General features: G+C 36.8%; 11 protein-coding genes. 10 read left to right on the top strand and 1 reads right to left on the bottom strand.

Translation table 11 applies throughout. The features are described from left to right. The first annotated feature begins 421 nt into the window (after positions 1-421). From UH1x_RS10990 to UH1x_RS10975, 4 genes are all read left to right on the top strand, one after another. Positions 422-3,385: a TonB-dependent receptor gene (locus UH1x_RS10990; protein WP_482621731.1), complete on the top strand. Its 2,964-nt coding sequence runs from the start codon at positions 422-424 to the stop codon at positions 3,383-3,385. 28 nt (positions 3,386-3,413) lie between these two features. Then, a complete protein-coding gene (locus UH1x_RS10985; RefSeq protein ID WP_282074617.1) occupies positions 3,414-3,917 on the top strand; it encodes a hypothetical protein in 504 nt (167 codons plus the stop codon). 28 nt (positions 3,918-3,945) lie between these two features. After that, a complete protein-coding gene (locus UH1x_RS10980; RefSeq protein WP_396632300.1) occupies positions 3,946-5,136 on the top strand; it encodes a pyridoxal phosphate-dependent aminotransferase in 1,191 nt (396 codons plus the stop codon). A 117-nt stretch (positions 5,137-5,253) separates the two neighbouring features. Then, positions 5,254-6,429, top strand: coding sequence for an AEC family transporter (locus UH1x_RS10975; RefSeq protein ID WP_482621730.1), 1,176 nt, complete (start codon positions 5,254-5,256; stop codon positions 6,427-6,429). Between the two features lie 8 nt (positions 6,430-6,437). Here UH1x_RS10975 and UH1x_RS10970 read toward each other — a convergent pair whose 3' ends face one another. Continuing rightward, positions 6,438-7,790, bottom strand: coding sequence for a Gfo/Idh/MocA family protein (locus UH1x_RS10970; protein ID WP_482621729.1), 1,353 nt, complete (start codon positions 7,788-7,790; stop codon positions 6,438-6,440). Between the two features lie 144 nt (positions 7,791-7,934). Here UH1x_RS10970 and UH1x_RS10965 point away from each other — a divergent pair, with 144 nt between their 5' ends. The 6 genes from UH1x_RS10965 (at position 7,935) to UH1x_RS10940 (ending at position 15,387) form a co-directional block, all read left to right on the top strand. Then, the gene (locus tag UH1x_RS10965) at positions 7,935-8,813 is read left to right on the top strand and encodes a nucleotidyltransferase family protein (protein ID WP_482621728.1); all 879 of its coding nucleotides are present in this window, start codon (positions 7,935-7,937) and stop codon (positions 8,811-8,813) included. Between the two features lie 264 nt (positions 8,814-9,077). Then, positions 9,078-9,443, top strand: a complete 366-nt coding sequence (locus tag UH1x_RS10960) for a DUF7009 family protein (protein WP_482621727.1) — start codon at positions 9,078-9,080, stop codon at positions 9,441-9,443. An 82-nt stretch (positions 9,444-9,525) separates the two neighbouring features. Next, on the top strand, positions 9,526-11,823 hold the full coding sequence (locus tag UH1x_RS10955; RefSeq protein WP_482621726.1) for an FdhF/YdeP family oxidoreductase: 2,298 nt from the start codon (positions 9,526-9,528) through the stop codon (positions 11,821-11,823). 239 nt (positions 11,824-12,062) lie between these two features. Continuing rightward, a complete protein-coding gene (locus UH1x_RS10950; protein ID WP_482621725.1) occupies positions 12,063-12,926 on the top strand; it encodes a UDP-2,3-diacylglucosamine diphosphatase in 864 nt (287 codons plus the stop codon). Beyond that, positions 12,923-13,957, top strand: a complete 1,035-nt coding sequence (locus UH1x_RS10945; protein WP_482621724.1) for a glycosyltransferase family protein — start codon at positions 12,923-12,925, stop codon at positions 13,955-13,957. The genes UH1x_RS10950 and UH1x_RS10945 overlap by 4 nt, the downstream gene beginning before the upstream one ends. A 74-nt stretch (positions 13,958-14,031) precedes the next feature. Beyond that, positions 14,032-15,387, top strand: coding sequence for a GH1 family beta-glucosidase (locus UH1x_RS10940; RefSeq protein ID WP_482621723.1), 1,356 nt, complete (start codon positions 14,032-14,034; stop codon positions 15,385-15,387). Positions 15,388-15,393 lie beyond the last annotated feature (6 nt).

Genomic DNA, 15,393 nt, shown 5'->3' with positions numbered 1-15,393 from the left:
TTAATATGACAATAAAATAGCCAATTAATGCGTTATTATTTATTTTCTCCTTCTGAAATTATTAATTACATAAAAAGCACTTTTTTAGGCGGTAATATCAAATTGTTAGATTTTGATTTTCAAAAATCTAATAATCTAAATTATTGATAGTTTTTACTTAAAAAACTATCAATAATTTAAAATAAAACTTCATAACACTTTAAATAGCAGGTATTTAAAAAAATACGTGTTTTGTTATCCCTAGAACAATTTATAATATTGTCTAAGTCATACTATCACTTAATAACATGATTTTATGACCTGTAAAGTATCCGGAACTTTTCTTTTACGCATAAGGTATTCCCCCAGTAGTATTTCTGCTAACCACAGAAACGCTTTTTAGGTAGGCATACTATTGAGCAACAACTAAACTCACATGATTATGAAGAAAATTCTAACATTATCCTTCTTGTTACTATGTACACTATTCGTAGCACAAGCACAGGAAATTACAATTAACGGTAAAGTGTCTGACACACAAGGACCCTTGCCCGGCGTTAACGTTATGGTCAAAGGAACCACTAAAGGTGTCATTACAGATTTTGATGGACTTTACTCCATTACGGCATCAAGTGATGCCATACTTGTATATTCTTTTATAGGTTATGCCAAACTAGAAATACCCGTAAATAGTAAAACAACGATTAATGCTATTCTTGAAGAATCCGCACAACAATTGACAGAAACTGTAGTAGTAGGTTCAAGAGGACAAGCAAGAACAAAATTACAGACCGCATCTCCTGTAGATGTTATAAGCGTAAGTAAACAGGCCATTAACATGCCACAATTGGATGTTGGTCAATTACTTGTTGCTTCCGCACCATCGTTTACGGCTGTTAGATCGCAGGGGGGTGACCTTAGTGCTTCGGTTACACCTCCTTCTTTAAGAGGTTTAGGCCCCAATCAGTTATTGGTTCTAGTTAATGGCAAAAGACGCCATAGTGGAGCACAATTAATAAGTTCGGCAACAGGTGGATCTGCAAATTCAGTTGATATGGATTTCATTTCCTTAGATGCTATAGAGCGTGTGGAAGTTTTACGGGACGGTGCCTCAGCACAATATGGTTCTGACGCTATTGCAGGGGTAATCAATATAGTTACCAGAAAAGGCACGGACAAATTCACTGCAAACTACACTGCCGGGTTTTATACCAATTCCAATCCAGATATCAGTGATTCCAATATTAGCCAATCTGACCAAGATTTGCTTAACGATACAGACGGAGCAGATGGTATAACACATCAACTTGGAATCAATTACGGAACCTCTTTTGAAAACGGAGGATATCTTAACGTTGCAGGAACCTATCGTCAAAATGAAGCAGCAATTCGCCCAAATATTAGCGGCGCTACACCTTATGGAGACTCTTATCTAAATAATGAAAGAACTGATGCACAGGGTAACCCTATAATAACCAATCCTGAATTATTGGCAGCACAAACAGCTGGAGATGCTGCACTTGCCGCAGAATTACAGACAGATGCAGGACTACTTGCTGCACGTGGCCTTACCGCAAGAGACATATCAACCTTTGCAGGTTTATCACCAAGTGTATTGGGCGTAGTTTCTTATGATCTAGAAATACCACTTTCTGAATCGTCTGAAAGCAGTTTTTATTCCTTTGGTGATTTTGGGTATAAATCCGGTCAGCTATTTGGATGTTTTTATCGAAGATCAGCACAAACCGATCGTTTCAATTATGACCTGTATCCTAACGGTTTTAGACCACAAATGACCAATGATCAAACCAATTTGGCTTTTACAGGTGGTATTAAAGGAAAAGTAGGTGAATGGGATTTTGATTTCAGCAACACCTTTGGCACTAACACTCAAAGACTTGGACAATTTAATACGTTTAACGCCAGTTTACAATCCGCTTCACCAACAGAAATGGATTTGGGTACGCACAAATTTACACAGAACACAACCAACTTTGACCTTTCTAGATACTATCCAGATTTCTTATCTGGCCTTAACATAGCTATTGGAGGAGAATTTAGAATTGAGAACTATATTATAGAAAGAGGACAAGAAGAAAGTTATGCTGCAGGCGATGCAGGTGTTATTACTGCAACAGAAGACAACCAACAACTTATTGGACCAGATGGTTTTCCTTTAGAAGGTTTGGACGGCAGTCCAATTGTTGATGGCAATGGAGATGCTCTTGTACTACCTTATGGTGGTGTTAGCTCCTATCCTGTACTTCAATACAGTCCAAATTGTCAATGTTTTAGAGGTTTTGCACCTGAGAACGAGGCAAATGAGTTTCGTTCGGTTACAGGACTTTATCTAGACCTTGAATTAGATGTTACAGACAAATGGTTTGTAAGTGGTGCGTTACGTACAGAACAATACACCGATTTTGGCGGAGTTTTTACCGGAAAATTTGCTACTCGTTATTCTATTACAGATAATTTATCAGTTAGAGGATCAATCAGTAATGGCTTTAGAGCACCATCATTACAAGAATTGAATTACTCACATACGTTTACCTTTTTTGTTGATCTAGAACCGTTTGACGGAACACTGTACCCAAATAGCAGTCAAGTCGCAAAAACTATAGGTATTCAACAGTTACAGGAAGAAAGATCTACTAACATTGGTTTAGGAATTACCGCAAAACTTTTTAATAAGTTAGACCTTAGTATTGATGCCTTTCAAATAGATATTAAAGACCGCTTGTTCAGTACTGGTAACTTTAGCGCAGATGACGCACCAGCTTTAGAACCACTTATAGGTGCTGGTTTGGCAAGTTTTAGAATTAACGGTGGTGATATCAGCACAAAAGGTATTGAAATTGTAGCTAACTATAGTGAAAGAGTTGGTGAAGGAATGTTGAATCTAAACGTATCCGGATTACTATCAGACAGAACTTTTGAAGGTGCAAACGTTCCTGACTTGAATACGGTTTTGACCGATCAAGAACTTGAAGACCTTTATATTGACCGTGCCGTAATAGGTGCGTATGAGCAAGGTGTTCCAAATACACAATTTATTGCTTCTGCAACCTATAGCATAGGAAAATGGTCCGGAATGCTAAGAGGTAACTATTTTGGGGAAATCGCTAGAATAGATGATGGAATTGGCACCTTGACCGATGCTAACTTTCCAAATGTTGGAGAACAAGGTTATTCTGATCAAACATTTTCGGCTCAGGTTACCTCTGATTTAGGGATTACATATAAGGCTTCTGAGAACTTAGCCTTTACCCTTACAGGACAAAATATTTTCAATAATTATCCCGATTTATATCGATCAGAAGAAAGAGGTTTTTACCTATACGGTAATGCACAACAAGGATCTCTAGGGGCTTTTTATTCAGTAAGGGCTACACTAAGCTTCTAATTGATGTTTAATATTAAAAATTAAGAAAATGATAAAGACATATATAAAAAAGTTAAGTGTATTAACTGTAATCTTAATAACATTCGGGTCGTGCGATTTAGAACGGCTAGATTCAGCTCAAGAGGCAGCCGAAGGCGGTGGCACCTTAGATACGTTTACAGCCTATACCATAGATTCTACAGACCCAATGGGATCCAATGTTTTTGGAAGAATCGTATTCTGGAAGACCGATTTAGAGCAAACATTGGTACAGATATCAATGTACAATACCATAGAGGACACCTTTCACCCAGCAGTGATTATTGATGGAGCTGTTGGCGTTGGTACTTCGGTTTTAACAACGTTAGATGATGTAGACGGAACTACTGGAGAACTTACTGAAAACAAGTTCTTTCTCATTACGGACACATCGTTCTACGACAGTTTAGAAACACTAGACGCACATGTAAGCATTGCATTGAGCACAGTCGATGACACTGTTGTTGCCGAAGGAAATATAGGTGCCAATGCTACGCCGGTAGATTCAAACTAGAAATTTTTTAACTTAAATATAGCACAGTATGAAAACAAATGTAAACAGAAGAGATTGGCTTAAAAAAGGCGTTCTCACAGCAGCAGGTGTAATGGCAGCACCTTATTTGACCTATGGGGCTTTCCCATCACAACCTATTGCATTAGATGCAAAAGGAAACATACCGTACACTCCGTTTTTTAAAGAGTATTTACCATATGCACCAACAGAACCTTTAGCGCTTGCAGCAAAATTAAATGCAAACGAAAATCCTTACGGACCTTCACCAATGGCTGTTTCCGCTATGCAGGAATATGCACCAAAAGGTAACAGATATGCTTGGAAAGAGTTGTATCAACTTATGGATAAGATCGCTGTAGAAGAGGGTGTAAAGCAAGAGAATATTATGATGGGACCTGGATCTTCTGATCTATTGGAAAAAACAGCCATGGTATTTTTTCAAAATGGAGGAAACATTGTTTCTGCAGACCCTGCATACATGTCGTTGATTAAAGTAGCTCAGGCTACAGGTGCTACTTGGAAACCAATTCCATTAAAGAAAGACTGGTCTCACGATCTAGCGGCAATGGAAGCTGCTGTTGATGATGACACAAAATTGGTATACATCTGTAACCCAAATAACCCAACGGGTAGTATGACAGACCATGCAGAGCTGATAGATTTCTGTTCTCGCGTATCTGAAAAGACTCCGATTTTTGTTGATGAGGCATATTTAGGTTTTTTAGACGATGCTGCTAAAAAGAGTATGGTATCATTGATCAACGAAGGTAAAAATGTAATCATTGCGCGTACATTCTCTAAAATACAGGGTATGGCAGGTTTACGTGTTGGTTACGTAGTTGCGCAACCGGAAACTTTAAACATCATACAAAAAATTACACGTGGTGGTATGGGTATATCCTTACCGTCTGTATATGCTGCAATGGCAAGTATGGAAGATATTGCTTTCAAGGATAAATCTAGAAAATTGAATAAAGAATGTAGGGAATATGTCTATGAAAATCTTGACAGATTAGGGTTCGAATATGTGCCTTCTTCTACAAGTTTTATCATATTTCCAATAGAAATGGACGGTAAACCTTTCTTAGAAAAAATGACCGCCGAAGGTGTTGGTGTTAGAGCTTTTGAAATCTACGGAAAAAACTGGTGCCGTGTAAGTATGGGTACTATGGATGAAATGAAGCTGTTTACAACTGCCCTTGAAAAAGTGCTAGTTTAAGTTTGAATTAGTCCAGGAGTTGAATGTGCGGATAATTGCCTTGACAACAAAAATCTAAATTCAACTCCTACGGACTATTCATAATTCATCTATCTACTCAAACAAAAACACTCGAAAATGAATTTTGCACTACAAAAAACCCTCGAATTAATACTTATTATAGGTCTTGGTGTACTTCTACAGAAAAAGGTAGCCAAGCAAGATTTAAAAGGAGTTAAAGTCTTAATATTAAGTGTTGCTCTACCTGCAACAATCTTTGTTGCACTTCTAAAAATAGAGCTTAACGGAACTTTATTGGCCTACCCATTAATGGCCTTGACCTTCAATTTGTTAATGTTACTCGCTAGTAAATATTTTTTAGCAGCTTCATTACCTAACGAAGAGAATAGTAAAAAACGGACCTTGATGATGCTATTGCCATCTACTGCGCCTGGTCTTTCTTGTTTTCCATTTATTGTAGCTTACTTAGGTGACGATACCTTAGCATTAGCCGCACTTGCAGATATTGGAAATAAAATATTCGTTTTGATACTACTGTATATGTTAGCCATGCATTGGTATCGCAAGAACTCAATTACAGAGAAAAAAGAATCATCTAAAAGCAAACTAAAAGGTCTAATGGTATCATTGATCAATGAACCTATAAACATGGTTATTGTAGTAGGTTTGGTTATGCTAGGTTTTGGATTGAACCTTTCTTCTCTTCCTACTTTTTTTCAAAACACTGCGTTAAGTATAAAAGGCTTAATGACCCCTTTAGTTCTGCTATTTATTGGTATGGCAGTTAGAATAAATTCGGGGGAGTTTAAACTAATCTTATCCATGCTATTACGTAGAAGTGGTCTAGCATTTTTACTTAGCGGAGTTTTTGCTTTTATTTTACCGTCATTAACACCTGCCATGATTTTACTATTGGTGGTATTTCCACAAAGTGCTTGTAGTTTTTGGCCATTTGCCCATATGAGTGCCATACAATCTATGGAAGATAAGGACAAGCACCCAAAGCCAACTTTTGATGTAAACTTTGGTTTAAATATTTTGGCTTGTTCGTTACCCTTTTCTACTTTATTGATTATTGGTATCTTCTCTTTTAGTGATTACTTCATCAATCCATTGACATTAATTGGAATTGGTACTGTTATTCTTGCAATTACTTTTGCTCAGGATATTCTAAAAGCGATAAGTTCCAATAGCCGTCAAAAAGTAAATGATAACGACCCACAAATAACTATTGCGAATAACAATTTTAACCACGAAGACAAAAAAAACCTGAATGAAGCGAAAGCTAGTTAAAGTTATCTTTAATAAGATTCCTTCATCCATTCGTAAGGTTTCCTTTTCATCCAAAGGCCTCGAGTAAAATCTGGAAAATCTTGAGGCTCACCGTTATTGGCAATCGAAACTTCTGAAAGCGGTGTTACCGCACTCCATGCCGCAGCATCATAAGCATCTAAAGGTGGAGCAATATTCTGCTTAGCAGATTCTACGAAGGAGTTCAATACAAAAAAATCCATTCCGCCATGCCCTGCATTTAATGCATATTCCCCATATTTTTTCCAAAGCGGGTGGTCATATGTTTCTAACCAAGGTTGCGCATCATCCCATTGATGTGGTTCAGATTTCCCTTCCACATAAATTCTGCTACCATCAACTTCCCAGAGTCCGTTTGCACCTTGCGCACGAAATCCTAAAGAATAAGGTCTAGGTAGATTACAATCATGGGTAATGATAATGGTTTCTCCATTTGCGGTATTAATGGTTGAAGTAATTACATCGCCTTGCTTAAACTTTACTTTTGCATTAGGGTGTTCTTCCCCTCCTTCTTTTACAATATAATTGTGTAGCCCAATACCTTTAGATGCATGCGAGGTCATTGATATAAACCGATTACCACGATTAACATCTGCCATTACGGCTACAGGACCCAAACCATGAGTTGGGTATACATCTGCATTTCTTTTTACGGAATGCTCGGTACGCCATTTAGATTCCGATATTCCTTTTTCACCAAATTCAACACCCTTACCATAAGCTGTTTTACCATCATTGAATTTTACATGACGTAAATCGTGCTGATAGCCACATCTGTAATGCACCATTTCACCAAATACGTTTTGTTTCACCATATTCAACACCGCTAACACATCTCTACGGTAATTCACATTTTCTAAAATCATCATGTGGGTGCCTGTGCGCTCATGGGTATTTACCAAATCCCAACACTCTTCTAGCGTATTAGAGGCAGAAACTTCCACTCCTGCATATTTACCGGCTTCCATAGCATCTACCGTCATGCGTGTGTGCCATAACCAAGGTGTAGCAATAATTACGGCGTCAACCTCTTGTAAAGCCAATAGGTTCTTATAATCATATTCATTTGCACCAAATACTTTTGGATGCTTGCCTTTTGCATCAGCTATATGTTTATTGGCAATTTTTATTCTCTCATCGTCCACATCACAAATTGCAGTGACATTTACATCTTTTCTAAGCAATAAATTCTGCAAATGGTTGGTTCCTCTCAAACCTACACCAATTAAACCAACATTCAATTTATCTGCAGCGCTAAAACTATTATGTGCAAAACCTGGTACTGCAAATAGTCCCATACCTGCCAATGATGTACTTCTTATAAAATTTCTTCTAGTTGCCATTTAGTCACGTAGTTTATGAACTTTGAATTTATAAAAAGTTACCGATCCATATTAACTAATCATCAAGTTTATAGATGTTACAATCAATATTTTGTACGAATTTTAATCACATTCGCTATTTTTGCCCGGTAAATACAGAAAATTATGACATTACTTTTAATGGCTGCCGGTAGCGGTAGTAGATATGGAAAGCTAAAACAGTTTGATGATTTAGGACCTAATGGTGAGTTTTTAATGGAGTTTGCCATTTACGATGCCATTCAGAATAATTTTGAACAAATTGTAGTTATCACAAAAAAAGAGAACGTTTCTTTTTTAGAGGAGCACCTTTCTAAAAGAATACCAAGCAATATAAAACTAAATGTTCTTGCACAAGAACTTACTGATTTACCTGATGGGGTTACTTTCACTGGTGAACGCAAGAAACCTTGGGGTACCGCTCATGCAGTTTGGACAGCAAGAAAAGTGATCGATGGACCATTTGTTGTAATTAATGCCGATGATTTTTATGGACAATCTGCTTATAAAAAAGCAGCTGATTTTATGAAAACCGATGATAGCGCATATGCACTTTTAGGTTATACGCTAAAAGATACTTTGTCTGAACATGGCTCAGTTTCTAGAGGTGTTTGTGAAGTAAATGGCGACAATCTGGTTTCTGTACAAGAGCGACTTAAACTTGTACAAAAAGAAAATAGCATTGTAGATGAAGATACCAATCTAGAATTTACCGGTGACGAACAAGCTAGTATGAATTTTTGGGTTTGTAGACCATCTATCTTTGATAAGATCGAATCTGAATTTAGAATATTCTTGAAAGACGAAGACCGCATAGCAAATAGCGAGCTTTACATTCCTCTAATGATACAGGAAATGTTACAAGCAAATGAAATTGAAGTGAAATGTATTCCTTCTGGTGGAGATTGGTTTGGTGTAACTTATGCAAGTGATAAAGAAAAAGCAATGAACAGCTTAAAAGAAAAATCGGATTCAGGTAAATACCCTGCTCCTATTTGGAAATAAATTTTCATAACGTATAGCAGAACCCATTAGATAATTGTTTAATGGGTTTTTTTATGTTCAAAAATGACCTAAACTAAAAAGAGTCCGATCTTAACAGACCGGACTCTTTTACGAGAACACTATATGAAAATGAAAAAATTTTAATTCGTTTTTAATAACACTGTAAATGTACAGGTAAGGTTAAGTATTAAAAACAAATTGATGTCAACCCCTTATATTTTGTTGTCAGATGGTCTATTTTTGTTGTGAACTCAATTTATAGCTATGAAAATTAGAATAAAAGGTGATTCCGTTCGGTTTAGACTAACCCAAACAGAAGTAAAATCGCTATCTCAAGAAGGAGAAATATTTGACAAAACTAATTTTGGTCCTGCACAATTCAATTACGGCGTGGTATTAAAAAAAGATATTGACCACCTTCAAGTTAGTTTTGAAAACAATACGGTAGTTTTAGAAATGCCGCAAACAGATGGTAAGATATGGTTTAGTAACGATATTATTACTTATGACCATACTATGAAAACAACTTCAGGAAATAATCTTTATCTATTATTAGAAAAAGATTTTACATGTTTGGATAATACTATAGAAGATCAGTCTGACAATTACCCGAACCCAAAGTTGAGTTAAGTCTATTATAATTAACACTATTTAAGGCAGTTTTAGCTGCATTCGTTACTGTTGTTACTTCTACATTTACTAAGTTTAGAGTATGAATGCAAAAAACGAACGTAACGTCTCTTTTAGAGGATCTGAAGAATTTCTTGATATTGAAATAAAAGAACCCATAACCCATGCTGCAGGGTATTTGGGTGTTCGTGAAGCTTTAAAGCATACTTTTAAAGAAATGGGCGTTCTACGATCCATGCGTACATTATTAAGCATGAACCAAAAAGATGGTTTTGATTGCCCTAGTTGTGCATGGCCAGATCCAGAACATCCATCTCCTGTTGCAGAATATTGCGAAAACGGAGCAAAAGCCTTAGGTGATGAAGCTACTACAGAAAAAATTGGCGCAAGTTTCTTTCAAAAAAATTCAGTTGAAGAATTATCTAAACTAACCGATTACGAATTAAATAAATTTGGTCGTTTGGTAGAACCTATGGTTTTAAAACCAGGTAGTGTTCATTACGAACCCATTTCTTGGCAAGCAGCTTTTGATTTAATAGCATCTGAATTAAAAAAATTGAACAATCCAGATGAGGCTATTTTCTATACCTCTGGTAGATCAAGTAATGAAGCAGCTTTTATATACGGAATGTTTGCACGTGCACTAGGCACCAACAATTTACCAGACTGCTCTAATATGTGCCATGAAAGTAGCGGTGTTGCATTGGGCGAAACTTTAGGGATAGGAAAAGGGTCAACTACTTTGGAAGACCTTTACGAAGCCGAGGTTATTTTGATTGCCGGTCAAAACCCCGGTACTAACCATCCAAGAATGTTATCTGCTTTAGAAAAATGCAAGCAGAACGGCGGTAAGGTGATTAGCATTAATCCACTTGAAGAATCTGGTCTCGTAAATTTTAAAAATCCACAGCATGTTGGTGGATGGATAGGTGGTGGTGAAGACATGGCAGACATTCACTTACCTATCAACATTAACCAAGACATCCCTTTGGTGAAATTGATATTAAAAAAACTAGTTGCGTTAGAAGAAAAATCAAATGATGTCTTTGACCATGCATTTATTGAAAAATATACCGATGGATATGAGTCTTTAATTTCCGATTTAAAAAATTACAACTCAGAAGAACTACTGGCACAAACAGGCGTTTCTGAAGAAAAAATAGATGAAACCGTAGCATTACTAGCTAACAAATCTAAAATTATAGTGTGTTGGGCAATGGGACTGACCCAACATAAAAATGGTGTAGAAAATATTAGAGAGTTCATTAATCTTCTTTTACTTAAGGGAGCGATAGGCAAACCAAATACCGGTACCTGCCCTGTTCGTGGGCACAGTAACGTACAAGGAGACCGCAGCGTTGGTATTCAGCATTTTGTTGATAAGGCAATGAACGAACGTATCAAGGAACACTTAGGTTTTACACCTCCAGATCACGAAGGTGTTGATGTTGTAGGCACCCTAAAAGCTATGTATGAAGGCAAGGCAAAATTATTTATGTGCTTAGGCGGTAACTTTTTAATGGCAGCATCAGATACCGAGTATACTGCAAAGGGTATTCAAAACTGTGACCTTACCGTACAGATCAGTACAAAACTGAACAGAACACATTTAATTACCGGTAAAACAGCTCTTATTCTACCTACTATTGGTAGATCAGAGAAAGACATGAAAGATGGTAAACCACGTCATTTTACTGTTGAAAATAGTATGGGTCGCGTAAAACGCTCTAAAGGAATTCTGAAACCCGCCTCTGACACCATAATGAGTGAGCCCGAGATTATTGCCAATATGGGGCATGCTTATTTTGGAGAAGGTCATTCTATGAACTGGAAAGCCTTAGGCACAGATTATGAACTTATAAGAACCCAAATAGACCAAGTAGCTAAAGGTTTCAACAAAACAGAAGAACGTTCTGTTGGTGCTGGTTACTACTTACCAAATAATGTACGTGAGCTAGACTTTAGCATGTTACCCAATGGAAAGGCTCAGTTTACCATAAATAAATTACCAGAACATAAATTGGAAAAAGACGAGTACATGTTAATGACCATTCGTTCTCACGATCAGTTCAACACCACTATTTATGGTTTAGATGATCGTTACAGAGGCGTGTATAATGCACGACGAATCATTTTCATGAATATTGATGACATGAAAGCTGTGGGGCTTAACAAACTAGATGTTGTAGATATTACCAGCACTTATGATGAAATTATTAGAACCGCACATAATTTCAAGGTTGTGCCATATAATATACCGTCAGGTAATTTAGCATCTTACTTTCCTGAAACCAATGTCTTAGTGCCGTATAACCATTTCGCAGACCGTAGCAAAACACCTATAAGCAAATCGGTTAAAGTGAGATTGGTAAAGAAATAGTTAACCAACACACTACTGAAATTCAATTACATAACAATCTGGTAACTCAAAAATAAGTTAGCAGTAACCTATCTATTCTATTATTTTTTGAAACTTTACGGTCATATGTTTCAGTACATGAAATCTATTGAATTGACCGTTTTCTTACATACCCTTCTTGCATTTAATGCCAAGTTGGAGGTCAATCTGCCCCCCTTTACTTTCTTAAAAGTTTCAGTTCAAAAACCTCCAACCATTTTATGAAAAAAAGACCAGTTGATATTGTGGTCATATCTGATGTTCACTTAGGAACATATGGCTGCCACGCCAAAGAACTTTTAAAATATATGAAATCAATTAAGCCAAAAGAAGTAATTCTCAATGGTGATATTGTAGATATCTGGCAATTTAGTAAGCGCTACTGGCCCAAATCCCATATGAAGGTGATCAAGCTTTTATTAGAATGGGTAGCGAAAGGTATACCAGTTCATTACGTAACAGGCAACCATGATGAGCTTTTGCGTAAGTTTTCTGGAAATAGAATGGGTTCTTTAAGTATTGTAAACAAAATGGTGATTCCGCTTGAAGATAAAAAAGCATGGATTTTTCATGGCGATGTGTTCGATGTAACCATGCAGCATTCTAAATGGGTCGCCAAGCTTGGTGCTAAAGGCTATGATTTCTTGATTCTATTGAATAGAGCTATAAACTTCATTAGCAAGAAAATGGGCAAGGGACCTATCTCTATGTCCAAAAAAATTAAGAACGGCGTAAAATCTGCCGTCAAGTTCATTAATGACTTTGAACAGATAGCAGCGGATATTGCCATAGAGAACGGATATGACTACGTGATTTGCGGTCATATTCACCAACCGGAAATTCGTAATATAAAAACAGAAAAAGGTGAGGTAACCTACCTTAATTCTGGAGATTGGATAGAAAACTTAACTGCACTAGAATACCATAATGGAAAGTGGAAACTCTATTCATATCTAGAAGACCTGCTTACCATAGACCATAAAGAGGATATTAAGGAGGAAACATTTGTATTAGAAAAGGCAGAGCTTTTTCAAAGTTTGCTAGAAGAGTTTAGAATTAGTGGAATGACACAGCAGAGTAAATGAGAGTACTATATGCAATTCAGGGTACCGGAAACGGACATTTAAGTAGAGCGCGAGACGTAATACCAGCGCTTTTAAAACACAATATCTCGTTAGACATTTTGGTTAGCGGCATACAAGCGGATATCAAGCTACCCTACCCTGTTAGATATCAGTTAAAAGGGCTTAGTTTCATTTTTGGTAAAAAAGGAGGCGTAGATGTCTGGAAAACTTACTATAGGGCGAATTCTATGCGCTTGCAGAAAGAAATTAAGAGTATTCCTGTAGAAGATTACGACCTGATCATAAATGATTTTGAGCCAGTGACGGCATGGGCATGCAAGTTAAAAAACAAACCCTGTTATAGCTTTAGCCACCAAGCCGCGGTTTTATCTGACCTAGCACCAAAACCAAAGAAAAAAGATAGAATGGGCAAATGGATTTTAAACAACTACGCCCCTACCAGTAAACAATACGGCTTACATTTTAAGTCTTATGAAGAAAATATTTACACACCCATAATCAGAGATGACATTCGTTCTGCAACAATTACAAAAGGGGAACATTACACGGTATACCTACCTTCATTTAGTGATGAGAAATTACTGAATTTTTTAAGCAAAATGAAGAGCGCAAAATGGGAAGTTTTTTCCAAGCACAACACCTATGAATATTTCAATAAAAACATTCATATAAAACCCATTACCAATGAAGCTTTTGTAAAAAGCATGGCCTCTAGTAAAGGTGTTTTATGTGGAGCTGGTTTTGAAGCCCCTGCAGAAAGTCTTTACATGCAAAAGAAATTGCTCGTAATACCTATGAAAGGGCAGTATGAACAGCAATGCAATGCTACGGCATTGGCAGAAATGGGCGTTCCGGTTATAAAATCGCTCAAAAAAAAGCATCTAGACAAAGTAAGACACTGGCTAGAAACCGATACAATAGTACCTGTTAATTACCCAGATATTACAGATAAAATCGTTTCTAAGCTTTTAGAAGAATCTCTAGTAAACAACCACGAAGCAAGTTTGCCGGGCATTGAATTGAAAGTGTAACTATAATTTAGACACGAGCATCGGAACTATTAAATCTCGACTATCGAGTAATTCCCTAAAAGCATCCTATATCATTGAAAGAACATAAAGAAACCATTTTGAACGCATCAGATTTTGGTGAGGATTTTACATGGGGAGTATCTACGGCAGCATATCAAATTGAAGGTGCACACAATTTGCATGGTAAAGGATCTTCTATTTGGGACAAGTTTACCGCCACACCAAAAGTGATTCTTAACGGAGAAAATGCAAATGTTTCTTGTGACTTCTACCATAAGTACAAGGAAGATATTTTGTTAATGAAATCCATGAATATTGATAACTATCGTTTTTCAATCTCATGGCCAAGGATTTTACCTAACGGTACAGGTACTATAAATGAAGCTGGTATACAATTTTATAATGATGTCATAAATTTTTGTTTGGAGCAAAATATTACCCCTTGGATTACTTTATACCATTGGGATCTACCTCAAACCCTAGAAGAAAAAGGAGGATGGACCAATAGACAAATCGTTACATGGTTTTCAGAGTTCACTCAAGTATGCGCTAATGCTTTTGGTGACCGGGTGAAAAATTGGATGGTAATGAACGAACCTATGGTTTTTACTGGTGCCGGATATTTTTTAGGTGTGCATGCGCCAGGTAAAAAAGGATTGAAAAACTTTTTACCTGCCGCTCATCATGCAGTTCTTTGTCAGGCAGCAGGTGGTAGAATTCTTCGTAGACTGATACCAAATGCCAACATAGGCACTACATTTTCATGTTCACAGATTACACCCTATAGACAGAATAAAAGAGATAGAAAAACCGCTATTAAAGTTGACGCCTTACTCAATCGTTTATTCATTGAGCCAACACTTGGTTTAGGTTACCCCACAAAAGAAGCTCCCGTACTAAAAAAACTACAGCCCTATATTAAATCTACGGATATGGATGATTGTAAGTTCGATTTTGATTTTATAGGAATTCAGAACTATACACGTGAAAAAGTAAAATACAGCCTTTTAGTACCCTACATAAGAGCCAAGATTGTAAAAGCCAGCAAAAGAAATGTTGCTACTACATTGATGGACTGGGAAGTTTACCCGCCTAGTATTTACAATATGATTGAAAAGTTCAGCAACTACCCACAAATAAAAAAAATAATTATCACCGAGAATGGAGCCGCTTTTAAAGATAAGATAGATGGTGACAACATTACCGATACGAAACGGACCGACTTTCTACAACGCTATTTAACTCAAGTTTTAAAGGCAAAACAAGCAGGTTTAAATATTCACGGATATTTCGTGTGGACATTTACAGATAATTTTGAATGGGCAGAAGGTTACCATCCAAGATTTGGGTTGGTATATATTGATTTTAAAACACTAAAAAGAACAATAAAATCTTCTGGAAAATGGTTCTCTCAATTCCTTTCTAACTAAAATAAA

The sequence above is a fragment of the Maribacter sp. UH1 genome, from assembly GCF_056839145.1.
The sequence above is the reverse complement of the archived record's forward strand: the minus strand, read 5'-3'. Positions and strand labels throughout refer to the sequence as shown.

Coding starts and splice junctions, on each gene's coding strand:
- UH1x_RS10950 (WP_482621725.1), top strand. CDS start 12,063: ATGAAAAAAAGACCAGTTGATATTGTGGTCATATCTGATGTTCACTTA.
- UH1x_RS10985 (WP_282074617.1), top strand. CDS start 3,414: ATGATAAAGACATATATAAAAAAGTTAAGTGTATTAACTGTAATCTTA.
- UH1x_RS10980 (WP_396632300.1), top strand. CDS start 3,946: ATGAAAACAAATGTAAACAGAAGAGATTGGCTTAAAAAAGGCGTTCTC.
- UH1x_RS10955 (WP_482621726.1), top strand. CDS start 9,526: ATGAATGCAAAAAACGAACGTAACGTCTCTTTTAGAGGATCTGAAGAA.
- UH1x_RS10965 (WP_482621728.1), top strand. CDS start 7,935: ATGACATTACTTTTAATGGCTGCCGGTAGCGGTAGTAGATATGGAAAG.
- UH1x_RS10990 (WP_482621731.1), top strand. CDS start 422: ATGAAGAAAATTCTAACATTATCCTTCTTGTTACTATGTACACTATTC.
- UH1x_RS10945 (WP_482621724.1), top strand. CDS start 12,923: ATGAGAGTACTATATGCAATTCAGGGTACCGGAAACGGACATTTAAGT.
- UH1x_RS10975 (WP_482621730.1), top strand. CDS start 5,254: ATGAATTTTGCACTACAAAAAACCCTCGAATTAATACTTATTATAGGT.
- UH1x_RS10970 (WP_482621729.1), bottom strand. CDS start 7,790: ATGGCAACTAGAAGAAATTTTATAAGAAGTACATCATTGGCAGGTATG.
- UH1x_RS10960 (WP_482621727.1), top strand. CDS start 9,078: ATGAAAATTAGAATAAAAGGTGATTCCGTTCGGTTTAGACTAACCCAA.